This is a genomic window from Burkholderia diffusa, assembly GCF_902499115.1.
In the GTDB taxonomy this organism is placed as follows: Bacteria; Pseudomonadota; Gammaproteobacteria; order Burkholderiales; family Burkholderiaceae; genus Burkholderia; species Burkholderia diffusa.
The window spans coordinates 50,742-73,879 of sequence record NZ_CABVPN010000031.1 but is presented as its reverse complement, the minus strand read 5'-3'; the positions used below and the strand labels follow the sequence as shown (position 1 = coordinate 73,879).

The 23,138-nt window shown below is 63.0% G+C and carries 20 protein-coding genes; 9 read left to right on the top strand and 11 right to left on the bottom strand.

Annotated features, from left to right (window positions below; genetic code table 11):
* Positions 1-107 precede the first annotated feature (107 nt).
* The gene (locus BTE28158_RS27180; protein WP_174920183.1) at positions 108-782 is read left to right on the top strand and encodes a TetR/AcrR family transcriptional regulator; all 675 of its coding nucleotides are present in this window, start codon (positions 108-110) and stop codon (positions 780-782) included.
* A 173-nt stretch (positions 783-955) separates the two neighbouring features.
* Positions 956-2,245 carry an acyl-CoA dehydrogenase family protein gene (locus BTE28158_RS27175; protein ID WP_151047640.1) on the top strand — a complete coding sequence of 430 codons (1,290 nt, stop codon included), beginning with the start codon at positions 956-958 and terminating at the stop codon, positions 2,243-2,245.
* A gap of 173 nt (positions 2,246-2,418) precedes the next feature.
* On the opposite strand, the gene BTE28158_RS27170 is transcribed toward BTE28158_RS27175, so the two are convergent.
* From BTE28158_RS27170 to BTE28158_RS27140, 7 genes are all read right to left on the bottom strand, one after another.
* Entirely contained in the window at positions 2,419-3,510 is a 1,092-nt protein-coding gene (locus BTE28158_RS27170) for an ATP-binding protein (RefSeq protein WP_151047642.1), read from the bottom strand.
* Positions 3,507-4,235 (bottom strand): response regulator transcription factor, encoded by a 729-nt coding sequence (locus BTE28158_RS27165; protein ID WP_151047644.1) that lies wholly within the window; start codon positions 4,233-4,235, stop codon positions 3,507-3,509. Before BTE28158_RS27165 ends, BTE28158_RS27170 begins: the two co-directional genes overlap by 4 nt.
* Positions 4,236-4,267: 32 nt before the next feature.
* Positions 4,268-4,534 carry a hypothetical protein gene (locus BTE28158_RS27160; RefSeq protein WP_151047646.1) on the bottom strand — a complete coding sequence of 89 codons (267 nt, stop codon included), beginning with the start codon at positions 4,532-4,534 and terminating at the stop codon, positions 4,268-4,270.
* A 62-nt stretch (positions 4,535-4,596) separates the two neighbouring features.
* Positions 4,597-5,286, bottom strand: a complete 690-nt coding sequence (locus BTE28158_RS27155; protein WP_151047648.1) for a response regulator transcription factor — start codon at positions 5,284-5,286, stop codon at positions 4,597-4,599.
* Positions 5,287-5,396: 110 nt separating this feature from the next.
* Complete coding sequence (locus tag BTE28158_RS27150; RefSeq protein ID WP_151047650.1) at positions 5,397-6,839, bottom strand: efflux transporter outer membrane subunit; 1,443 nt, start codon at positions 6,837-6,839, stop codon at positions 5,397-5,399.
* Positions 6,840-6,843: 4 nt separating this feature from the next.
* A complete protein-coding gene (locus BTE28158_RS27145) occupies positions 6,844-9,987 on the bottom strand; it encodes a multidrug efflux RND transporter permease subunit (protein WP_151047652.1) in 3,144 nt (1,047 codons plus the stop codon).
* A 19-nt stretch (positions 9,988-10,006) separates the two neighbouring features.
* Positions 10,007-11,164, bottom strand: a complete 1,158-nt coding sequence (locus tag BTE28158_RS27140; RefSeq protein ID WP_151047654.1) for an efflux RND transporter periplasmic adaptor subunit — start codon at positions 11,162-11,164, stop codon at positions 10,007-10,009.
* A 634-nt stretch (positions 11,165-11,798) separates the two neighbouring features.
* Here BTE28158_RS27140 and BTE28158_RS27135 point away from each other — a divergent pair.
* Positions 11,799-13,532 (top strand): ATP-dependent nuclease, encoded by a 1,734-nt coding sequence (locus tag BTE28158_RS27135; RefSeq protein ID WP_151047656.1) that lies wholly within the window; start codon positions 11,799-11,801, stop codon positions 13,530-13,532.
* Entirely contained in the window at positions 13,468-14,943 is a 1,476-nt protein-coding gene (locus BTE28158_RS27130) for a UvrD-helicase domain-containing protein (protein WP_174920181.1), read from the top strand. Before BTE28158_RS27135 ends, BTE28158_RS27130 begins: the two co-directional genes overlap by 65 nt.
* A gap of 762 nt (positions 14,944-15,705) precedes the next feature.
* On the opposite strand, the gene BTE28158_RS27125 is transcribed toward BTE28158_RS27130, so the two are convergent.
* Positions 15,706-16,365 (bottom strand): NrsF family protein, encoded by a 660-nt coding sequence (locus BTE28158_RS27125; protein WP_151047660.1) that lies wholly within the window; start codon positions 16,363-16,365, stop codon positions 15,706-15,708.
* The gene (locus tag BTE28158_RS27120) at positions 16,362-17,012 is read right to left on the bottom strand and encodes a sigma-70 family RNA polymerase sigma factor (protein WP_151047662.1); all 651 of its coding nucleotides are present in this window, start codon (positions 17,010-17,012) and stop codon (positions 16,362-16,364) included. The genes BTE28158_RS27125 and BTE28158_RS27120 overlap by 4 nt, the downstream gene beginning before the upstream one ends.
* A gap of 132 nt (positions 17,013-17,144) precedes the next feature.
* Here BTE28158_RS27120 and bufA1 point away from each other — a divergent pair, with 132 nt between their 5' ends.
* The 5 genes from bufA1 (at position 17,145) to BTE28158_RS27095 (ending at position 21,952) form a co-directional block, all read left to right on the top strand.
* Positions 17,145-17,465, top strand: a complete 321-nt coding sequence (gene bufA1 / locus BTE28158_RS27115) for a BufA1 family periplasmic bufferin-type metallophore (protein WP_151047665.1) — start codon at positions 17,145-17,147, stop codon at positions 17,463-17,465.
* A gap of 14 nt (positions 17,466-17,479) precedes the next feature.
* Positions 17,480-18,367: an MNIO family bufferin maturase gene (bufB, locus tag BTE28158_RS27110; RefSeq protein WP_151047667.1), complete on the top strand. Its 888-nt coding sequence runs from the start codon at positions 17,480-17,482 to the stop codon at positions 18,365-18,367.
* Positions 18,339-19,163 (top strand): HvfC/BufC N-terminal domain-containing protein, encoded by an 825-nt coding sequence (locus tag BTE28158_RS27105; RefSeq protein ID WP_151047669.1) that lies wholly within the window; start codon positions 18,339-18,341, stop codon positions 19,161-19,163. Before bufB ends, BTE28158_RS27105 begins: the two co-directional genes overlap by 29 nt.
* Positions 19,160-19,642, top strand: a complete 483-nt coding sequence (locus BTE28158_RS27100) for a DoxX family protein (RefSeq protein WP_151047671.1) — start codon at positions 19,160-19,162, stop codon at positions 19,640-19,642. Before BTE28158_RS27105 ends, BTE28158_RS27100 begins: the two co-directional genes overlap by 4 nt.
* 1,299 nt (positions 19,643-20,941) lie before the next feature.
* The gene (locus BTE28158_RS27095) at positions 20,942-21,952 is read left to right on the top strand and encodes a lipase family protein (protein WP_151047675.1); all 1,011 of its coding nucleotides are present in this window, start codon (positions 20,942-20,944) and stop codon (positions 21,950-21,952) included.
* 129 nt (positions 21,953-22,081) lie between these two features.
* Here BTE28158_RS27095 and BTE28158_RS27090 read toward each other — a convergent pair whose 3' ends face one another.
* Positions 22,082-22,378: a hypothetical protein gene (locus BTE28158_RS27090; protein ID WP_124906439.1), complete on the bottom strand. Its 297-nt coding sequence runs from the start codon at positions 22,376-22,378 to the stop codon at positions 22,082-22,084.
* 136 nt (positions 22,379-22,514) lie between these two features.
* Entirely contained in the window at positions 22,515-22,901 is a 387-nt protein-coding gene (locus tag BTE28158_RS27085) for an RES family NAD+ phosphorylase (protein ID WP_124906441.1), read from the bottom strand.
* Positions 22,902-23,138: the final 237 nt, after the last annotated feature.

Sequence of the window (23,138 nt, the reverse complement as noted above, 5' to 3'; positions counted from 1 at the left end):
GCGGCTCGATGGAAAATGCAGCGCGCATCGGGTATAGTCGTTGGCGCTCCGTAAGGCAAGGAGTGTCCATTCGGCGAAGCCGAAACGCCATTTTCACGACGAACACGATGACAGTGTCCAACGAGCAGCGCAGCCCCCGAAAGCGGCGCACTTCGACTGCCACCGCCGCAGCGAGCAATACCGACGGCTTGCGGGCGCAAGGCCTGCGCACGCGCAACACGATCATTCGCGTCGCACGCAAGCTGCTGCTCGAAGGCGGCCCGCTCGAATTCTCGCAGCGCGCGGTTGCCGCGGCCGCGGGCATCAGCGTCAGCAATCTGCAGTACTACTTCCCGACCCGGATCGCCGTGTTGCGGGCCGTCATCGAGCCGGTCATCCAGGCGTATCTCGACGACATGAAGCGCGCGATCAGCAGCGATGCGTCGCCGCGCGACGTGTTCGAAGAGATCCTGCAGCGCTCGGTTTCCGATGCGAAGGATGCCAAGTACAACGCACTGTTCCGGCATTTGCTGTCGTTTGCGGCCACCGATGCCGAGTGTTTCAAGCTCTACGACGAGTGGTACGCGACGCTCACGCGCGACCTCGCGCAACTGCTGCGTGCCGTCAATCCGGCGTTCAGCGCGGCCGATAGCCGGCATGCGGCGACGATGCTGATCGCACTGGCCGACGGCCTCGCGATGCAGTACGGCACCGGTCGACAGACGCAGGCGCTCGATGCGTATTTCATCGCGACGTCGCGCGCGATCGCCTACGGCACGCTGACGGCGCCCGCGGCTAAATAGCGGTGCGATCCGCCGCTGCGGCCACGCGCACCGAGACAGGGGAATACCCTGTCTTTTTTTTGCTTCCTGTGTTTGTCATTATGACCTATGTTTAGTATGCATTACTAGATGTGGGATGGCCAGGCGCGTCCGCTGCCGGGTCGACATGATTCGAGTCCAGGAGGAGAACGGAGATGATTCGTCTGAACAAGTCCGCGGCGCTGCCCGTGGTCGGCATGACCGGCTTCGAGACACCGTTGAGCGAAGAGGAAAGCGCAATCCAGCACACGGTTCATCGTTTTGCGCGCGACGTGCTGCGGCCGATCGGCCGCGAGCTCGACCGGATGACGGCGGAGGACGTGATCGCCCCGGGTTCGCCGTACTGGGCCGCGATCGTCGAGAGCGCGAAGCTTGGGCTCGATCCGCAACTTATCGCGCAGTTTCCGCCGGAAACCGCAGTGCGCATTGAGTCGCTGATCGGCGAGGAACTCGGCTGGGGAGATTCGGGGCTCGCCGTGTCAATCGGCGCCGCGACGATGCCGCTGATGATGGCGCATTCGGTCGGCAACGCGGAACTGGTCGAGATGTGTGCGGGCAAGGTGGGCTGCTGGATGAACACGCAGCCCGACCGCGGTTCCGACGCGGCGATCCTGTATCGGCAGGAGCTTGATGCGAATGGTCGGCAACCGGTCGGCAACGTCACTGCGAGAGTCGGTGCTGACGAGATCGTGATCAACGGGCAGAGCTCGGCGTGGATCTCCAACGGCTCGGTCGCGCAGGTCGCGCTCGCTTACATGGCAGCCGACTACGGCGACGGTTTTTACGGCGAGGGGGAGCGTAGCGCGTTCACCAATGGCATCGCAATGCTCCTGCCGCTCGATCTGCCGGGAGTGTCCCGCGGCAAGCCGCTCGACAAAATCGGCCAGCGTTCGCTGCCGCAGGGCGAGATCTATTTCGACAACGTGAAGGTGCCGAGGCGCTTCGCGATCGCGCTGAAAGACGACTATCTCGGCAATCTTGCGTCAGCGTGGTCGTATGCGGGTACGCACATGTGCCAGGTTTTCGTGGGGGTCGCTCGCGCAGCGTTCGAACTCGCGCTTGCGTATTGCCACGAACGCAAGCAGGGCGGCGCACTGCTGATGGATCACCAGATGACGCATCTGCGCATCGGGGAGATGTTGCGCCGGCTGGAGATGGCGCGCGCAATCGCGCGGCGCAGCCTCGCGTTTTCGCGCATGTCACCGCAGAGTCATCCGTACGCGACCGCACAGGCCAAGGTGAGTGTGACCGAGGAGGCGATGAAGGTGACGCACGAGGCGTTTCAGTTGTTCGGCGGCAACGGCACGACGCGCGAATTCCCGATCGAGAAGCTGTTCCGCGATGTACGTTCCGCGCTGATCGAGGACGGAGAGAACTACATCCTCACGGCGCGGCTCGGCGTGCTGGCTGGGAAGCTTTATCAGGAGGGCTGGACGCGGGAATAGGCCCCGCTGAATTCGGTGCGGAGGAGGCGGTGGGACGCGATCCACGTCATGGCCCGCCGTGTCGCTCGCCGCATTGGAACCGTATGGATGGCGGCCAACGCATGTGCCAAGCGCTCGCTTTGGCAGTCGGTCCGAGCGCGAAATGATCGGGTTCCGGCCAGGTCTGCACGAACTCATTCTGGTTCGTGCGTTGCGTCCTGGGCCTGGTTGGAATCATGGTGGGTCGGCCAGCGAATTTCGAAGCAGCTACCGCCGTTGGCCGTCGGACGGCAGGTCGCTTTGCCGCCATGCGCACCTGCTATGGCGGCGACAACGGCCAGGCCGAGACCACTGCCGCCAGGTCGTGATTCGTCGACACGGCGAAAAGGCTTGAAGATCGCGCCTGCAAGGTCGCCGGCAATGCCTGGGCCTTGGTCTTCGACGCGCAGCACATACGTCCCGTTCCCGATGCTTGTTTCGATCCTGATGTCGCCGGATACGGCATAGCGGCGTGCGTTGTCGAGCAAAGCAAGGAGCGCCTGTCTGATCCGGATCGGATCGCAGCGCACCGGTGTCGTATCCAGGTCCACAATCAGATGATGTCCGCTCGACTGCAGCGTCGGCGCGAACGCGTTGGCGACATCCCGAACGTTGGCCGCAAGATCGGTCTTGCGAATGTCGATGCTGAGGTGGCCACTATCTGCCAGGCTGACCACCCGCAAATCCTCGATTAACCGTGTCAATCCTTCGACTTGCCCCAGCAGGCTTCGAAACTGTGCGTCGCTGGGCGTGAATACGCCTTCGGCAAGACCCTGCAGCCGTCCGCGCAGAACGGTGACGGGGGTGCGTAGCTCGTGCGCGATCGCGGCGTTCCAGAAGGCTTGTTCCTGACTCACGCGCTGCAGTTTGCTGGCGAGCTCATTGAAGTTGTCGGCAAGCAGCGCGGCTTCGTGGAGCGAGCGGTCGCCCACGATCGCGCGCGCGTCGAGGTCGCCGCGCGCGACGCGCCGGATGCCGTCCGTCACGGAATTGAGCGGCACGAGGATACGGTGCGCGAGTTGAGCCGCAACGAATACGGCGAGGGCGAGCCCAACCAGCGTGGTCGAGACCAACCAAATCAACTCGGGCCCAGTCGGCACCCATCGCGATGGGACGAACGCGTGTGGCCAGTACCTGTATGCGAAATAATAGAAAGCATAGGCGGTCACCACCACGAGTATAGTGACCGCGAACGCCATTGCAGCCATCGTCATCGCAATCAACCGACTCAGGCCTTCGAGCTTCATTCGCCGCTCCGGAGCTTATAGCCGACGCCGCGTACACTGACGAGGACGCCAGAGATGCCAAAGTCGTCCAGCTTTCGGCGCAGCTTGCTGATGTGACTGTCGACGGTGCGCTCAAGCGCATCGCCTTCCTGCAGACAAGCACTCATAAGCTCGGCTCGACTGAACACACGCTGCGGTGCACGCGCAAGCTGCGTGAGCAGCTTGAACTCGGTGAGCGTCAGAAAAAGGGAACGCTGCACGCCGGCAACGTCGACAGTCGCTTCGTGGCGTTCGAGGTCGATCTCGAACGGAGCCGCGCGCAATACCTGCAGTTTGTCCCCGCGTGAGCTGGGCATCGACCTGCGTAGTACTGCCTGCACGCGCGCGGCGACTTCGGCGGGATTGAACGGCTTGACCACGTAGTCGTCGGCGCCGATGCGCAGGCCGGTCAGCTTGTCGATGTCTTGATCGAGCGCGGTCAGCATGATCACCGGTGTGTTGCCGCGATGGCGGATTTCGGCGAGCACCTTCCAGCCGTCGACGAGCGGCATCTGCACATCGAGCAGCATGAGATCGGGTTTGAGCTGCAGATGCAGCGCCAGCGCGTCGCGGCCGTCGGCCGCTCTTACGCTTCGCAACCCGCTGCGTGAAAGGTAGGCCGTGAGAATGTCGGCGATGTCGGCGTCGTCCTCGGCGATGAGCACGAGCGGCTGACCAGCGGCGGACGAGGAAGAAAGGTCGGACATGACAACACGTTCAGTAGCGTCGAGGGCTTCGATTAAATATCGATACTACCGCATGCGGACTCGCCCCAACGCCTCCGTTTGCACTCGCAGGCCGATGCGCGAGCGACACGCGCCGTCTCGCCGGCACACTTGACCAGATCGACGATCGTCGAAATCAGACAGACGAGCAATACGGCTGCGAGCAACAGGTAAGCCGGCGTGTTCCGGACCATGATGCCAATCTCGTTGTCGGTCGACGTCGTCAGGAAAACCTGTACCGTGCCGTAGACGGCGAACCATCCGATCGCAATGGCCAGCACGATCGAGATCGCACCAAGAGCCCAGATGGTCGCGATCCGACGGCATACCGTACGATCGAGACTCATCCGGATTCCCGAAGACGGTAGCCGATACCGCGCATGACCTCCGGTATGCTGTCGGCCCGCGCAGCGTCGAGCTTCCTGCGCAGCCTGCTGATGTGACTGTCGACGGTACGCTCGAGTGCGTCGGCGTCGGCGAGGCAGGCATCGATCAGTTCGCTGCGCGTGAACACGCGGTTGGGCGAGCCGGCTAGGTGCGCGAGCAGCCGGAATTCGGTCAGCGTCAGCGAGACACTGGTTTCTCCGGTGTCCGTGCGGACCTTCGTCAGATAGCTTTGCATGTCGATTTCAAGGTTGCCGACCGTGATTAAGCGTCCCGACGCGGATGTTTCGTAACGACGTAGGATCGCACGGACGCGCGCGACCACCTCGGCTGGATTGAATGGCTTCGTGATGTAGTCGTCCGCGCCGAAACGCAAACCCTGCAAACGATCGATTTCGCGCTCGAGCGCCGTGACGATGACGATCGGCGTGTCGCCGCGGCGGCGCAGTTCGACCAGGACTTCCCAGCCATCCTTCTTCGGCATCATGATGTCGAGCAGGATCAGGTCGGGCTTCAGCACGGGCCGCACGTCGAGCACGGCCTGACCGTGACCGACGCGGTAGGTGCGAAAACCGTCGTGAGCGAGATAGGCGTCGAGGATCTCGGCGATCTCCGGATCGTCATCGGCGATCAGTATCAATGGGTTCATGGGTTTCACCGGAAATGAGCGTGACCTGTCGACGGGACGGCGGCGTGGCCCGTGTGCCGCCGTCTCTTGCCGGGCATTCGATCGTCACGAACGGAACGACGACCCGTGGCTCAGTGGTTCGCCACGCTGCCGGCCGGCGGCACGTCAGTGTCGATCAGGCCGCCGCCGAGAGCCTTGTAGAGCGCGACCGCGTTGCCCAGTTCGGCGTTGCGCAGATCCAGCAAGGCCTGACGCGCGGCATACAGCTGCCGCTGCGAGTCGAGCAGTTCCAGCCGATCCTCGATGCCGGCGCGATAGCGCAGGTTCACGAGATCGGTGCGGCGCTCGGCACTCTTGACGACCCGGCTTTGCGCGTCGATCTGGCGGCTGAAGGTCTCGCGCCCGGCGAGGCCGTCGGCCACTTCGCGGAACGCGGTCTGGATCGCGCGTTCGTACTCGACCACGGCGCTGGACTTGCGCACTTCCGCAAGATTCAGCTCGGAGCGCAGCCGGCCGCCCTGGAAGATCGGCAACGTGACCTGCGGCGCGAAGCTCCACACGCGCTGGCCGCCGTCGAACAGGCTGCCCAGCCCCGGGCTGAGGAAGCCGATCGACGAGGTCAGCGACAGGCGCGGGAAGAACGCCGCGCGCGCCGCGCCGATGTCGGCGTTGGCGGCGACGAGATTCTGCTCGGCCTGCTGGATGTCCGGCCGGCGGTACAGCAATTCCGACGGCAATCCGGCCGGCAGTTGCGTCATCACCGGCTGGCGTTCCAGCGACAGCGGGTCGGGCAGGGTCTTCGGCAGGTCGGTGCCGACCAGCAATCGCAGTGCGTTACCCGCCTGCTCGACGGCGCGCGAGCGCGCTTCGTGATCGGCGCTGGCGCTCGCGACCTGGCCTTCGGCCTGCGCGATGTCGACGCCGCTCACCTGGTCCGCGAGCTTGAGGCGGCGGGCGAGGTCGAGCGACTGGCGCCAGTCGTTCAGCGTGCGTTCGGACAATGCGCGCTGTTCCTGTGCGAGGCGCTCGGCGAAATACGCGTTGGCCACGGAGCCGACGAGCGCGATCTGCACCGCGCGGCGGCCGTGATCGGTCGCGAGGTAGCGCGCGAACGCCGCATCGGACAGCGATTTCACGCGGCCGAACAGGTCGATCTCGAACGCGCTGACGCCGATGTTCACGCCGTACTGGTTCTGCGTGTTTTCGAGCAGCGGCGGGTTCGATTGCGAGTCGGCCGCCGTGCGCTGGCGCGTGAAGCTCGCGCCAGCGCCGATCGACGGCAGGCGCGCGGAACGCTGGATTCCATACTGCGCTTCGGCAGCCTGGACGTTCAGCGCGGCCAGGCGCAGGTCGCGGTTGTTCTCGAGCGCGAGCTCGATCAGGCGCTGCAGGCGACGGTCGCCGAACATCGTGCGCCAGCCGAGATCGGCCGCGTTCGCGTGCTGGTCTGCCGCGGCAGCGGTCGTATAGGCGGTCGGCACCGGCATCACGGGCTTGACCAGCTTCGGCGCCATCGAGCACGCCGACAGCGCGAGGGCGGTGGAAACCGCGGCGGAAAGAAAAAGCAATCGCATGGCATCAACCTTCTTGTTCGTGGGTCGCGGCGGCGGGCTTCTTGCCGGGTGCCAGCCATGCCGAGATGCGTTCCTGGATGGTCATCACGAACACGAAGAAAACCGGAACGAAGAAAATGGCTAGCACGGTGGCGGTGATCATACCGCCCAGCACGCCGGTGCCGATCGCGTGTTGCGTCTCGGAGCTGGCGCCGGAGGCGATGACGAGCGGCACCACGCCGAGCCCGAACGCGAGCGATGTCATCAGGATCGGGCGCAGGCGCAGCTTCGACGACTGCACGGCAGCCTCGATCAGCCCCTTGCCTTCCTCGCGCAACTGCTTCGCGAATTCCACGATCAGGATCGCGTTCTTCGCCGACAGGCCGATCACGGTGATCATCCCGACCTTGAAGAACACGTCGTTCGGCAGCCCGCGGAGCATCACGGCGCCGAGTGCGCCGATCAAGCCGAGCGGCACCACCAGCATCACCGACAGCGGAATCGCCCAGCTCTCGTAGAGCGCCGCGAGCACGAGGAACACGACGACCATCGACAGCGCCATCAGCATCGGCGCCTGCGATGCCGATTCGCGCTCCTGCAGCGACTGGCCGGTCCAGGCGACCGAGAAGCCCGGCGGCAACTGCGCGGCCAGACGCTCCATCTCGGCCATCGCCGCGCCGCTGGAGTAGCCGGGCGCCGAACCGCCGGAGATGCGCGCGGACGGATAACCCTGGAAGCGCACCATCTGGAGCGGGGCTTCCGACCAGACCGGACGCACCACTTCGGACAGCGGCACCATGCCGCCGGTCGCGTTGCGCACGTAGAGCTTCATCACGTTTTCGATCTGCATGCGTGCCGGCGCATCGGCCTGAATGATCACCTGCTGCATGCGGCCCGCGTTGGGAAAGTCGTTCACATAGGTCGAACCCATCGCGGCCGACAGCGTGTCGCTGATGGTCGTGAACGACACGCCGAGCGCTTCGGCCTTCTCGCGGTCGATGTCGAGCTTCACGCTCGTACCGGTCGGCAGGCTGTCCGGATAGACGCCGGTCACCACCTTGCTTTGCGCGGCCAGTTCGAGCAGCCTGGTTTCGGCCGCCTTGAGCGCCGCGTGGCCCTGGTTGGCGCGATCCTGCAGGCGCATCGTGAAGCCCGAGCTGGTGCCCAGCCCGTCGATCGCCGGCGGCAACAGGCTCATGACCGTGCCTTCGGTCACGCCGCCCATCGCTGCCTGCGCGCGCATCGCCTCGTCCAGCGTGGAGGCACCGCCGCGCTTGTTCCAGTCCTTCAGCACCGCGTAATTCAGTGCAGCATTCGAGCCGAGGCCGGAGAAGCCGTAGCCGATGATGGAGATGCTCGACTCGATGGCCGGACGCGATGCGAGATGTTTCTCGAGCGCCTTGACCACGTCGCCGGTGCGCTCGACGGTCGAATCCGCCGGGAGCAGGACGCCGGTCATGAAGTAGCCCTGGTCTTCCTCGGGCAGGAACGACGACGGCAGCATCCGGAAGCCGAACACCAGCGCGGCAGAAATCGCGACGAACAGCAGCATCACGCGCCCGGTGCGGCCGACCAGCCGGCCGACGCGCGTCTCGTACCATTGCGTGAGGCGGTCGAAACGGCGGTTGAACCAGCCGAAGAAGCCACGCTTCTCGTGGTGCCCGTGTTCGACCGGCTTGAGTATCGTCGCGCACAGGGCCGGCGTCAGCGTCAGCGCGAGCAGGGCCGAGAACATGATCGACACGGCCATCGACAGCGTGAACTGCTGATAGATCACGCCGACCGAACCGCTCGACATCGCCATCGGCAGGAACACGGCCGTCAGCACCAGCGTGATGCCAATGATCGCGCCGGTGATTTCCTTCATCGCCTTGATCGTCGCGTCCTTCGGCGACAGACCTTCTTCCACCATCAGGCGTTCGACGTTCTCGACGACGACGATCGCATCGTCGACGATGATGCCGATCGCGAGCACCATGCCGAACATCGTCAGCACGTTGATCGAGAAGCCTGTCATCAGCATGACCGTGAAGGTGCCGAGCATCGCCACCGGCGCGACGATCGCCGGGATCAGCGTGTAGCGCACGTTCTGCAGGAACAGGTACATCACCAGGAACACGAGCACCATCGCCTCGAGCAGCGTGTGAACGACCTTCTCGATCGAGATCTTCACGAACGGCGCGGTATCGAACGGGATCGAGTAGGCCATGCCGGCAGGCATCGTCCTGGCGATCATGTCCAGTTGCTCGCGCACGGCCTCCGCGGTCTTCACCGCGTTGGCGCCCGGCGCCAGCTGCACGCCCGCGAAGGTGGCGGGTTTGCCGTTCTCGCTGTTGACGAAGGTGAACGCCTGCGGGCCGAGTTCGACCCGTGCGACGTCGCCGAGCACGACCTTCGAGCCGTTCGCATTCGCGCGCAGCACGATCTTCGCGAACTGCTCCGGCGTCGTGAGCTGGCCTTGCGCGGTGAGCGGCACCGTGACGCGCTGCCCGGACAGCGCGGGCGCCGCGCCGAGGCTGCCCGGCGCGATCTGCACGTTCTGCTGGCTGACGGCCGTCGTCAGGTCGTTCATCGACAGGCCGTAGGTGATCAGCTTCTGCGGATCGACCCAGATGCGCATCGCCTGTTCGGAGCCGAACAACTGCACCTTGCCGACACCTTCGACACGTCGCAGGTCTTCGACGACGTTGCGCGCCATGTAGTCAGCGAGCGCGTTTTCGTCGTAGCGGCCGCTTTCCGACTTGAGGCCGACGAACAACAGGAAGCCCGTGGCGGCCGATTGCACGATCACGCCGTTTTGCCGCACGACGGGAGGCAGGCGCGGTTCGACCGACTTTAGCTTGTTCTGTACTTCGACCTGCGCCATCGCCGAATCGGTGCCGGGCTTGAAGGTCGCGGTGATCTGCGCCTGACCGGAGGTATCCGCCGACGATTCGAAATACAGCAGGTTTCGCACGCCGGACAGCTCGCGCTCGATGAGGCTCAGCACGCTGTCGCTCATCGTCTGCGGCGTGGCGCCCGGGTAGGTGGCGGTAATGGTGACGGTCGGCGGCGCGACCGACGGGTAGCGCGCAACCGGCAGTTCGGGAATGGCGATCAGGCCCAGCAGGATGATGAAGAGGGCGATCACCCATGCGAAGACCGGGCGCCGGATGAAGAATTGGGACATGACTTGAGGCTCCCGTGACTCAGTGCGCGGAAGCGGTCTTGACCGTCTCGGGCGCCTTCCATGCGGTCGCCGTCACGGTCGCGCCGTCGCTCAGGCGTTCCATGCCTTCGACGACGACCTTCTGGCCTGCCTGCAGGCCCGACTTGATGCGGTAGCTGCGGTTCGTCAGCTCGCCCACCTCGACGGCCTTCAGATGCGCCTGGCTCTTCGCGTCGAGCACCCAGACCTGCGGCTTGCCGCCTGCGCGGACGATCGCCTGTTGCGGCACGGTCAGCGCGTTGTCATAGTGCCCACGCGGGATGCGGGCGCGCACGTACATGCCGGGCAGCAGCTCGCGCTTCGGGTTGTCGACCAGCACGCGCAGCAGCACGTCGCCGGTGCCCGGGTCGACGTTGACGCCCGAGAACAGCATGCGGCCCCTCACGTCGTAGCGCGAGTCGTCGCCGCGCAGCACGTCGACCGGCAGGCCATTGCCCGTCGCGTCCGGCTGAGCCGCGAGGGCGCCGCGCAGCGATTCGAGCGATGCGGCCGGCTGGCGCACATCCACGTATACCTGGTCGATCTGCTGGATGCGTGCCATCGGCTGGCTGTCGCTGCTCGCGACCAGCGCGCCCTCGGTCACGAGCGCCTGGTCGATGCGGCCCGTGATCGGCGCCTCGACGGTCGCGAACTTCAGGTCGAGCCGGCGTCGTGCGAGCGTCGCGCGGGCCTGTGCGACGTCGGCGGCGGCCTGGTCGCGTTGGGACACCGAGTCGTCATAGACCTGCCGGCTGATCGCGTCGGCCTCGACCAGCGGTTTTAGCCGCGTCGTCTGCACCTTGGCCCGTTCGAGCGCGGCTTGCGCGCGTTGCAGCGCCGCCGCGGCCGTATCCATGTCGGCCTTGAACGGCGCCGGGTTGATCTGGAACAGCGGCTGGGCCGCCCGCACTTCCGTGCCCTGTTCGAACAGCCGTCGCTGCACGATGCCGCTGACCTGCGGCCGGATCTCGGCGATCCGGACGGCCGCGACGCGGCCCGGCAGGTCTTCGGCCAGGTCGAGGGGGGCGCCTGCCAGCGTCATCGCTGCGACAGGGGTGGCCGGCGCGGCGGCCTGCTGTTCGGCGGGCCCGCAGCCCGCCAGCATTGCCGCCGCCAGCGCGCATACGGCGCTGTAGAGGCATCGTTTCTGATTCGTCATGTGGACTCCATGGGATGCAGGCACTCGACGGCCCGCATTTTCGGATCGCAGTGTGCGTGCGCCCGATGGAGTTTTTTGTGCGGAAAGATGGAGGTTTGATGGAGGTGGCGAAAGGTTGACGGTAGGGCGATGCGAAAGCGGGCGAAGCCCGAAGGCAACCGGCTGCCGGGCGACCGCGCGGCAGCCGGAAGCGGGGCGGGCGGCGAGCGTAGAGCAAAGGAAAGGTGTCAACTCGCGATGCCCGTTGCGGACGGCGTGCATCGCGTGAAGTGACGAGTTTATCGACAGTCTCTCCAAAATAATTCTGTCACTTCGCCTATGTCCGAAGCAAATTCGTCAATTCACGTCGCAGACATCGGCAGCCGGACCGAAAGTTACGGATTTCATAGTCGATCACTGTAAGGCGGCGTAGGGTCAACGACGAGCCACGGCCGACAGTCCCGCCCCAGAACCGTCGTAGAAAGATAGAATCTGAGCGGCTGCTAGAGGCTGCATGCGGTCGGTCAGCGTCTAGACTCGCGGTGACCGGTTCGCTGAAGAAAGCTGACGTCAGGGGATGCCTGATGAGTACTTGTGCGTCACTTGGGCAGTTTTCGTCGCGTTGGGATATTTGCCAGACCAACTGAGAGGAAACATGACGCGCGTCCGTCGCCTTGAAATTCGAAATTTCCGTTCGATACAGACGCTCGATTGGACACCATCCAACGGCGTGAATTGCCTTATTGGCCCCGGTGATAGCGGCAAGTCGACCATCCTCGATGCTATTGACCTGTGCCTTGGAGCGCGGAGGAGCGCACCTTTCGGCGACACTGACTTCTTCGGCCTGGACGTCACTCGGACCGTCGTGATTGCGGCCACGCTCGGCGCACTACCCGACGCGCTGAAGAACATCGACACCTACGGAGAGTTCCTTCGCGGATTCGACTGCAGCACCGGGCTGCTTGAAGACGAGCCGCGCGCAGGTCTAGAAACGGTTCTGACGCTGAAGCTCGAAGTCAATGGCGACCTCGAGCCGAGTTGGACGCTTTATTCCGACCGAGCCGCACACCAGCAACTGGAACGGTCTCTGGCCTGGAAGGACCGCGCCATCCTAGCGCCGGCCCGAATCGGCACCTACGCAAACACGAACCTTTCGTGGGCTAGGGGCTCGGTGTTGAACCGGCTCACGGAAGAGCGCGCGAACCTTGGCTCGGAACTCGCCGGCGCGGCACGTGCCGCCCGGGCCACCTTCGGCGCTCAAGCTGGCCCTCAACTTGCCCAGACCTTGCAAGTGGTCACCCAGACAGCGACAGGCCTAGGCGTAGCCGTCGGTGCGAGCGCTCAGGCGCTACTCGATGCTCACTCGGTGTCGATTGGCGACGGTGCTATCGCACTCCACAGCGAGATCGGCATTCCTCTGCGGTCGCTGGGTACCGGTTCGGGGCGGCTCCTTGTCGCGGGGTTGCAAAGAGCCGCAGCGGCGGCCGCCACAGTCGCGCTGGTAGACGAAGTTGAGTACGGACTTGAGCCACACCGGCTCATGCGACTGCTCGACTCACTCGGAGCGAAGGACGCGACGCAGCCGCTGCAGGTCTTTATGACAACCCATTCACCGGTGACGCTCAGGGAGCTCGCTGGCAATCAGCTTTTCGTCGTGCGCCAGCGTTCAGGCATCCACACGGCCACATGCGCCGGTACGGACGAGGGCATCCAGGGCACATTGCGCAAGGCGGCCGAGGCCTTCCTGTCCAAGTCCGTCATCGTCTGCGAAGGCGCCAGCGAGGTCGGATTCGCCCGCGGGATGGACCAGTGGTGGGTCCACTGTGGCGCGACGTCATTCCTGGCCGACGGAGGCTCATACGTGGACGCGGGCGGAGGAAGCCCCGACCAATGCTTCACACGAGGGGAGGTGTTCCTCAAGTTGGGCTATCGCGTCCTCGTCTTTGTCGACGCGGACAAGCCAGTTTCAACCGTCGGACTCGTCGAGAGATTCGTTGCGGCTGGCGGCCAATACCTCACGTGGCGGCCCGGTTTGGCACTCGAGGACGAGCTATTTCGCCATTCAAGCAACGAAGCGGTGCACGCGCTGCTGAATAAGGCGGACGAGATGGTCGGCCGCGAGCTCATGGCCGAGCACATCAAGTCGAAGTCAAACGGACAAGTCACCTTGGAAGCCATAGAGGCCGAACGGCTGAATGGCGGCTACACACCGGCGAGCCGAGCATTGCTCGGACTTGCCGCTCGCAACAACAAGAACGGCTGGTTCAAGTCAGTGAGCGGTTTCCAGGAAATCGCCAAGGACGTCGTCGGCCCTCATATAGCGAATGCAGAGCCGGGCTTCGTCCACATTACGAAGCGGCTCTGGGGGTGGACGAGTGCCGCCGCCTGAAATCGACATCTTTCAGGCGCGCCTAGGCTCAGTTACCGCCCCAGCCGGATGCGGCAAGACCCAGCTCATCGCGGACGCGCTGCATCAACACACCGACAACAAGCCAGTCTTGGTGCTAACGCACACCAACGCTGGAGTCGCCGCTCTACGCGCTAGGCTCCAGCGTGGCGGCGTCTCGAACTCAGCGTACAGGGTGTCGACCATCGACGGTTTCGCGATGCGGCTAGCGGGCACGTTTCCGCTCCGCGCGGGCCTCGACGCGCGTGTTCTCGAACTAGCCAACCCGAACGCCGACTACCCTGCTATCCGAGCTGCCGTGCAAGGGCTCCTGCAGGCCGGTCACATCAGTGACCCCATAACCTCGACATATTCGCGATTGCTGGTGGACGAATATCAGGACTGCAACACCTCGCAGCACGCCATCATCTGCTCCATCGCGCAGACACTGCCCACTTGCATCCTAGGTGATCCGATGCAGGCGATATTCGGCTTCCGCGACCCACTGGTCCACTGGGAGCGTGAGGCGCAGGTTGCATTCCCGCCCATCGGCGCACTGCAGACCCCTTGGCGATGGCAACTCGCAGGCATGGACGCGCTGGGCGCCTGGCTACTTCAAGCCCGCGCATCATTGCAGGCTGGTCAACCTGTGGACCTGCGCGGAGCGCCAGAGGGAGTCCAGTGGGTTCAGCTAATCCAAGGCACGGAACTGCAGCAGCGACTGATGGCCGCCAGGACTGAAGCGCCAAACCGAGACGGCCGCGTTCTGGTCATTGGCGACGCCATCAATGTCAATGGTCGCCACCAACTCACCATGCAGACTCCGGGCGCCACTTCCGTTGAGGCGGTCGACCTGAAAGACCTGGTGAACTTCGCCCGGCAGTTCGATTTGACTAGTCCCAACGCGCTGCGACAAATTGCCGAGTTCGCGACTTCACTAATGACCGGGGTGGGTGTTGCAAACCTCCTCACGCGAGTCGAAACAATACGAGGCGGTCGAGCCCGCACGCCCGCGACGCCCGCAGAAGACGCAGCAGTGGCGTTCATAGCGGCTCCCAGCCACACGACCTCAATTACTCTGCTCCTGTCCCTCGCGGATCAACGCGGTGCGCGTGTCTACCGACCCGAGGTGCTGCACTGCTGTATCTCAGCGCTGAGAGCAGCCGAGGGCGAAATTGGGTTCATTGCCGCGGCGATTCAGGCCCGCGAGCGGAATCGTCAACTAGGTCGGCCGCTGGGCCGGCGCGCCGTTGGAAGCACGCTTCTTCTGAAAGGGCTGGAGGCTGACGTCGTAGTTATTCTTGAGCCCGAACGCATGACTGCGCAACATCTCTACGTCGCTCTCACGCGAGGCGCAAGGCGAATCGTGGTTTGCTCGTCGACGCCTTTGCTAACGCCCATCATAGGTCGCTAACCGATGAAATGGGCAGGTGTTCTGATCGGCAGGTCGCACGCACGTTGTGTCGCGGCCGATGTCGTGAACCTATCGTAGCAAGGTTCGAGGGCGTCGAGTTTCAGTGCCGACAACACCACGCATGCTATCAACGATTCGATAGAGATGGAGAGATAAGCCTTGTTATCACGATAGTGTGATTACCCATTCAAACTCGGGCTCCGCGGAACGTGTAACCGCGACTGCCGGCGGTGCGAGGGCGTCCCGGGTGGGTTGACATCTGTCTTCGCAACGCCGGGGCCAGTGACGACTTTATTGCGCGACACTCAAGCCCATGAATTTGCGAAAGTTTTCCGATTCCGCGTCGGTGTCGGCCGGTAAAGTGACACTTTTACTTCGCAAATGGTGACAAATTTGCTTTGGTCTACGGCGGGCCGATCAGCGAGCGGCGAAGTCCGAACCGACGCGAAGGTTACGAGGGTGGTTGACGTATCGAGCGCAAAACCTGTGTGCTCGAACGGAAGGTCTCCCTGATTGCAGTTTTTGTCATATATGGCAATGAGATCTATTTTCGTTTGTGGATGCTAACAAAAACAATTCTCGTTTGCAATCAATGAGTTGCGCATGCAATTCGTAATGTTGATTACGTGATGCTTTCTTGTTTGTCAGGTTAATTCGCTCGTAATCTTTCAGTTCTCCATCCGATCGGCCTCGCCACGTTTAGTGAGAAGCTTCGCGAACATTTAGGCGTCGCGTGAAAGCAGGCCAAACCTCATCCGTCGGTCACACCCCCGCCCCGACCCAACGGAGCAACCGCGCACCGTACGACGCACTTGCGATCAGCAGGACAATTGTCAGTCCGACGTTCCACGCGAGAATCATCATCGTGGCGTCGAGCGGATGATAGAGCGATAGCGCGACCGCCGTCATCGCGGAGACGGCAACGCTTCCCGCCATGACCACAGGCACCGGCGCGAGACGTGCGGCATGGCGCAGCATGATCAGCAGCGTCAACGAAAGCGGCACACCGGTGAGCACGAGCGTCGCAAAACAGCGGGCTGTTTCGCCCGGCGACAGGCCGTCGGGGCCGATTTCGACCCAATTCGTCAGGCAACCGTAGCCGATCGTCGAGATCCAGACGAACAGAGCCGGCGACGGCAACAGAAGCCATCGCAGCGAGCGCCCCGGCACGCTCGCGATGAACGCGCCGATGGCGGCCAGAATTCCTGTTGCCGCCGCCGCTGCGATGCCGGTGACGAACGCTCGCTCGTGCAGCTTCAACGACAGATCCGGCCGCAAGCCGTGCGCGACGGCAATGGCAAAGAGCAGCAGCGCCGCGAACGTCAGCCAGCCGGTTGCCCGCCACAGCGGCCGGCGCAGCGGGCGGACCGGCGTGCTGTCCGCTACCAGCGATTCGATCAGTTCGGAGGTCGGCCGTTTCATTCAGCTGTCCCTTTTCTCGCCAGCAATTTACGTAATGCCTTGATCCCGCGATGGACCGCGACCTTCAGGGCGGCAACCGTCATGCCGCTCGCGACGGCCGCTTCCTTCAACGACATTTCCTCGAGTTTGAGCATCCGGATCGCGTCGCGCTGGCCCTGGGGTAACCGGGCAAGCGCGTCGCGCAGCACCCGCGCATCGGCTGCCTCCTCCATAAGATTCGCTCCGTCGCCGGCCAAGGTTTCGTGGTCGGGGTCGAGCGACATCTCGCGTGATGCCGCACGGCCCTGGCGACGCAGCGCGTCAACGATGCGGCGACTCGCTATCGATACCAGCCACGGCCCGAATGGCCGCGCGGGCGCGTAGGTGTGGCGCACTTGATGAAGGGTGATCAGTATGTCCTGCACCACATCCTCGATGGCATCGGGGTGGACGCCGTGGCGTGCAGCAAGTCGCCTCAAGTACGGGGTGACGCTCTCGAGCAGCCGGCGGTAGGCGTCCCGGTCGCCGATCTGTGCGCACGCCATCAGCATCGACCAGTCGGGCGATCCGTCCTCCCGAATCGCCGTCCGTCCGCTACCTGCCTCGGGCCCGGCTGCCGGCCGGACCAGACGGATACGCTTTGCACGATGGCTTTCGTCGTCGGTCATTTCCAAGGTATCCCGCTACAAGGTCCGGCGCAGAAAATTTTCCGGCGAGCTGCGTAACCTTTAGTCGCCGCGGAGCGAATTTTCTGACAAGGTCGCGCACCGGCGATCCCCCGATCTTCAGGAGAAGACACCATGAGCAAATCCGCCTTAGCCGTTTCCTCCCTGTCAGCCGCGATCGGACTTGCGCTTGCCATGCAAGCCGCTCCGGGACAGGCGCAGGGTATGAAGGATATGAGCAATATGCCCCAGGTCGTCAAGGACAACATGGCGAAGATGGCGCAGAACCATCTGGAAAAATGCTATGGCGTGAACGCGGTCGCCAAGAACGACTGCGCCGAGGGCGCACATTCGTGCGCGGGGCAGGCCACGCAGGCTCGTGATTCGAAGTCGTTCGTGCTGTTGCCGTCCGGCGATTGCGGCAAGATCGCCGGCGGCAAGCTCAAGGCCGGTTGACGGGCCGCCCCATCATGAGCGTATCCGCGCCGCATCGCCCGGCGCAGCGCCCGATTCCGGCCCGGGCGGGCGTCGGGTTGCGCTTCCGGCACCATCGGACGGTCATTGACGAGCGGCCGGCTGTCGCATGGTTCGAGGTGCACACCGAGAACTACCTGGGCGGCGGCACGGTGTCGCGATGTCTGGATGCGATTCGTCGCGATTACCCGCTGTCGCTGCATGGCGTGGGATTGTCCCTCGGCAGCGCGGACGGGCTGGACGCCGTGCATCTCGCACGGGTGCGTGCAGCGGTGCTGCGTTTCGAGCCCGACCTGGTTTCCGAGCATATGTCGTGGAGCGCGGTGGGCGGAACCTATTTGGCGGACCTGCTGCCCTTGCCGATGACCGAGGAGGCACTGGAGGTCGTATGCCGGCATGTGGACCAGGTGCAGACCGTGCTCGGGCGGCAGATTCTGGTGGAGAACCCGTCCACCTATTTGCGCTACGTCCACTCGACCATTCCAGAGTGGGAAATTCTTTCGGAAATCGCGCGGCGCACGGGATGCGGCCTGCTTTGCGACGTGAACAACATTTTCGTCAGCGCTTGCAATCATGGCTGGGATCCGCATACCTATCTCGCTACGCTGCCGCCGGCGGCGATCGGCGAAATCCATCTCGCCGGCCATAGCACGATGCAACTCGAGAACGGCCGAACACTGCGCATCGACGATCATGGCTCGCGCGTCGCGCCCCCGGTGTGGACACTCTATGAAGCGGCGCTACGGCGTTTTGGCCCGGTGCCGACGCTGATCGAATGGGACAACGACGTGCCCACGCTCGAGGTTCTGATTCAGGAAGCGGCCATCGCGGATGCCGTACGGGAGGCGATTCGAAATGAAACCGCAAACGCATTCGCTTGCTGACGTGCAACAGGCTTTCAGCCGCAACCTGCTGTGCGATGCCGATCACGATGCGAATGACGACGTTGCAGCCATGGTGCTCGGCGATGGGCTGGAGCCACGCGCGCGATTGAACGTCTACCGGAACACGGCGATGAGCGTGCTGGCCAATGCGCTGCGCCTGAGCTTTCCGGCTGTGCAGCGTCTGGTCGGCCCCGAATTCTTCGACGATGCCGCGCGCCGGTTCTGCAGCACGGCGCCGCCGCATCGCGCGTGGCTGGACGAATACGGTGCGCAGTTTCCCGACTTCCTCGCGCAAATGCCGCAGACCGCGTCGCTGCCGTACCTCGGCGACGTCGCACGCCTCGAATGGCAGGTCAATCTCGTGCTTCACGCACCGGACGATCCGATACTCGATCTTGCCCGCCTGGCACGACTCGACGACGTCGCGCTGGGCGAGTTGCGGCTGCGGCCCCATCCAGCTGCGCGGCTGCTGTGCTGCAACTCTCCCGCCGACGCGATCTGGCGCGCAGTGCTCGAGAACGACGATTCGGCCTTACGCGAGATCCGGCTCGACGACGCGCCCGCCCACCTGCTCGTGCAGCGCACGGCCGAAGATGTGGAGACGCTCCGCTTGAGTGTCGCCGAATGGCAGATCGCCACGGCGCTTTTTGCAGGCGAGGCGGTGAGCGTCGCACTCGCGAAAGCTCCCGAAGCGCACGGATACGCACTGCTCGCAACCTGTCTTGCACGCGGATGTTTTGCTGAAGCGTCGCGGTCGGCGAACGACTGCTCGTTCGACGGAGGCTCACGGACATGACTCGCCTGTCCCAAACCGCCCATACCCGGGCGAGCGCGGGCGACGCGCTGCTGCACGTCGCGCAGACGCTCGAGCGTGTTCCTTACTGGCTGCTCGCCATTCCGCTGCGGATCGCGGTGGCGTCCGTCTTCTGGAACTCGGCGATGACCAAGCTCGCGAACTGGGACGCGGCACTGCAACTCTTTTCGGAAGAATACCGGTTGCCGGTGCTGCCGCCCGAAATCGCCGCATACATGGCTGTCTCGATCGAACTGAGCATGCCGGTGCTGCTTGTAGTCGGCCTGGCAGTCCGGCCCGCCGCGCTGGTCCTGCTCGGGATGACCTCGGTGATTGAAATTTTTGTCTATCCGCAGGCGTGGCCCATACACATTCAATGGGCGGCGATGCTGTTCGTGCTGTTATGTCGCGGCGCCGGATGGTTATCGATTGATCATATGGTGCGCACGCGCTGGCTGCAGCGGACTTCAGCAGAAAAGTGAGCCGTAGGCCTTGACCCGAGAGTGCGCTCCAGGGTCTATCGTGAAGTGTACGGGTGGGGATTCAATGGACCGTCTTCCCGACATCGTGATCGGATCACGGGGGCGATTCCGGCAGTACTGGAAGACGCGGGGGGCGAGGTGGCGACAGGCCTGCTGGAATGGGGCATCGAAGCCCGTATTTCCGGGAAAGACCATGGCACGAAAAGGAACCTTACCACTACGCTCCGATTGCCCGCTCAAACTCAGGTTGCGCACAAGCGTTTTTCTCACAACAGTACGGTCGTGAGCCGAAGCTCGCGGGCTGGGCAACGCGCGGACTGCAACCACCCTCACCGAAATAGGCTGCGCGACAGTTGACAGTGTACTTCGCAACGCGGCGGCCGGTGACAACTTTAATTTTCTCTACGCCAACGGGTGCATTGCCCGCAAGTCCCGCTGGCCGGAACCGGACTCGCGGAACAGCTCAAATCAAGGTGCCGGACTGCAGGTGTGCTCGATATTTGAACCGTACCTCGCGCACATGCAAATTATCGCCGCCCCACTTTCTCGTAATGCATCCTCTGAAGCCAAGGATGCATCGCTTGAAATCGTTTTCAATAAACAGGGAATTATGGGCTGAGCTCATGAATTACGAAATGCATTCAGTGATTTTTATGTCGGGGAAATGGTCGAGCGGATTGTTCAATGTTCGCGATGGCGCGATTGGTTGAATTGGCGCTTCCTGTCAAAGAATACAGGTGGCGATTAAATCCTGGTGGTCTACTGTTGAAGACGGACAAAGAATGCTGGAAGAAAACAGGAAGAGGATGCCAGTATGCACTATACCTGAATAACATTGTCAAATGAGACGGTTTTCACTGCGCACTTCTCGCAGTTATGTAGCTTATGCAGCGTTTCGGGCCCGGTCGTCAAAAACCAGGGGGGCGGTTCACCATTCGTGATGCTGAATCATGGATTTTTCGCTAGCGGCGTGGAAATCGCGACACTGAATCTGACTGCATGTGGCAAAGCCGACGAGGAAACCGAAATGGTCGACCCGAACTCCGTGAAAATGTATATCAGCTGCTACAGCCTCTACCAGACCATCACCATCCTGGGGTTCACGTACCACTGGGGTCGACGCAAGGCGCCGCATCGGGCAGGCTCACCGTGAGCCTGGACCGAAACGTGTATGCCCTTAATGACGAGCTGATCTACGCTGCTGACGGGAGGCCGGAGCCGTCGATCAGCCAGTGGATGCCGTCGGCGTAATTGCCGCACGGAAAGTGGAATTTTCAATTCATCTGGAGACGATCAATCATGTCGAATGCCAGTCTCGAGCAAGCGCAGATCAATCTCACGTTAGCCTACATTGTCAACTATTCGGCCACCGACTATACGTCGGGAAAGCAAATCCCGAATCCAACTGCAGCACAGGTCAGTCAGAACATCAGGAATGGCCTGAGCAATTCCAAGATGACTCAGGACAAACAGTTCAGTATCGTCTGGGGGCCCGCCGTGCTTCGGGACGCCGATTCGGATGGCTATGCGGCCAACATCACTGTCGTACTGAAATCGAACGTCACTGATCAATATTCAGTGGTGACCAGTGGCACTGATTTCCAGTCTCCCCAGGACATTCTGGAGGACAACCTGTACGAAACCCTCGTGTCATTCCAGAAGTACGTGCCCTCGTGTGACAGCACGGCGGGCATATCGGTTGGAACGGATATCGGATTGTCGTCAGTTATCCTGACTACAGACGCAAACGGCGTGATGCTCGTCGACTTTCTCAAGACGGTGCGAGCCTCGAGCACGATCAATGTTATCGGGCACAGCCTGGGCGGGGCCCTGGCATCCGGACTGGTCTTGTATCTGAAGAACGCACGTTACCTACAGGCGCAGACGTTTAAATACACTTGCCAGACATTTGCCGCCCCGACGGCGGGTAACGATATGTTTGCCGGTTACTTCGACGAGCAAATGAAAGCCAACGCGATACGCGTGTGGAATACGTGCGACATCGTGCCGATGGCATGGAACGCAGACACCATCGGTGCCGTGAAAACGATATATGGTTCGGTAGCCCCGCCCTCGGACGTCATCAAGGAACTTATCGACGCGATAATTGTTACGGCAACCCCCCTGAATTACAGACAGTGGGGGAACTACGGCTCCCAGCAAATCAAGCTTGACGGGACGGTTGTAGGCAACATTACGGACTTCTTTATGCAGGCCGGATTTCAGCACATCCTCGGATACATCTTCCTTCTGGGGCTGGGTTTGGGCGACATCCATATGCCCCCGCCCCCCAACACCCAGGAGAAGTGATGCATTGAAGTTCGGCTCGACTGTCGTCAAAAATGTAATGCCGCTAATAAGAATTAGCGGCATTGACGGCGCGCCCAAAAAAACCGGCCGCAGCCGGGCGAGATCCGATTCAGCGTCGTTCGGCGCGCTTTACTGCGCGGTACCGGCCGATGCCGTCATGCGGTGACCGATACGACTGCGCTTGTCGCTGACCTTGCGCACTTTGCCGCCGGGGGCCAGCCGGTGCGTCGTACTGCGTGTGGTGTGGTTGACCCGGTGCGTCGTGCTGCGGGTCTTGCTGCCTGGCGCGGCGGCCCCGGCGGGCTGCGCCAATGCGGAATTGGCGGCCCCCGCATGCGACGGGGTGGTCGCAGCCGGCGTGGCCGTCTGGGCGAGCGCAGCAGTAGCGAACATCGTTGCAATCAGCGCGACGGTGAGCTTCTTCATGCGATGTCTCCGGAAAGAAAAGGTACGACGAATCGTCGTCGTCCCCCTCCATAACGCGACAGACGTCGGCCGGTTGACTTCAGGTGGCGCCACGCCGCGGTCCGGAATGCCAGGCGCCGGGATCGCGGCCGGCCGGTCAGGCCGGTGACTCGCCCCACGAGGCCTGATCGCGCGGCAAGGCGCCCGCAGGATCGATGACCTCCAGGCGATCGGCGGCGTCCAGTTGGTCGACGAACAGGACCAGGTTCGTGCCGCCGGCCGCCTGCGTTGACGAGAACAGGATGCCCTTGGCTCCGGCGGCGATCACCTCATCGCCCAGCACCCAGCTCGGCGGCTCGATCCGCGCGTTGAACCAGTCCCGGCGCCAGTCGCAGAAGAACGACTCCCACGATGGCGACCAGTGGTCGCCGCGATAGCCCGCCGTGAAGTCAACCACGGGCGCGGCCGTCACGCGATAGCTCACGAGCGTGCCAGGCGGCAGTAGCGGCGACAGCTGCTGGTACTCGGCCACCGCGGTGGCCACGTCGAGCGCCCGGTGTCGTAGAGCAAAATATTTCCGTCACTCCAGAATCCTCGTGGATCAAGGCTTCCGGCCCGCGAGTTGACGACTTTTCTGGCAGTCCCACCAAAACAATGTCGTCAACTTGCCTACGTCCACATCAAATTTGTCTACTCGCGTAGTGGACCTCGAGTTCCGGGGGTAAGCTCCTGATTTCTAGATCGATTCCCAACGTACAGTGCAGCCTGTTGCGACGCAAAA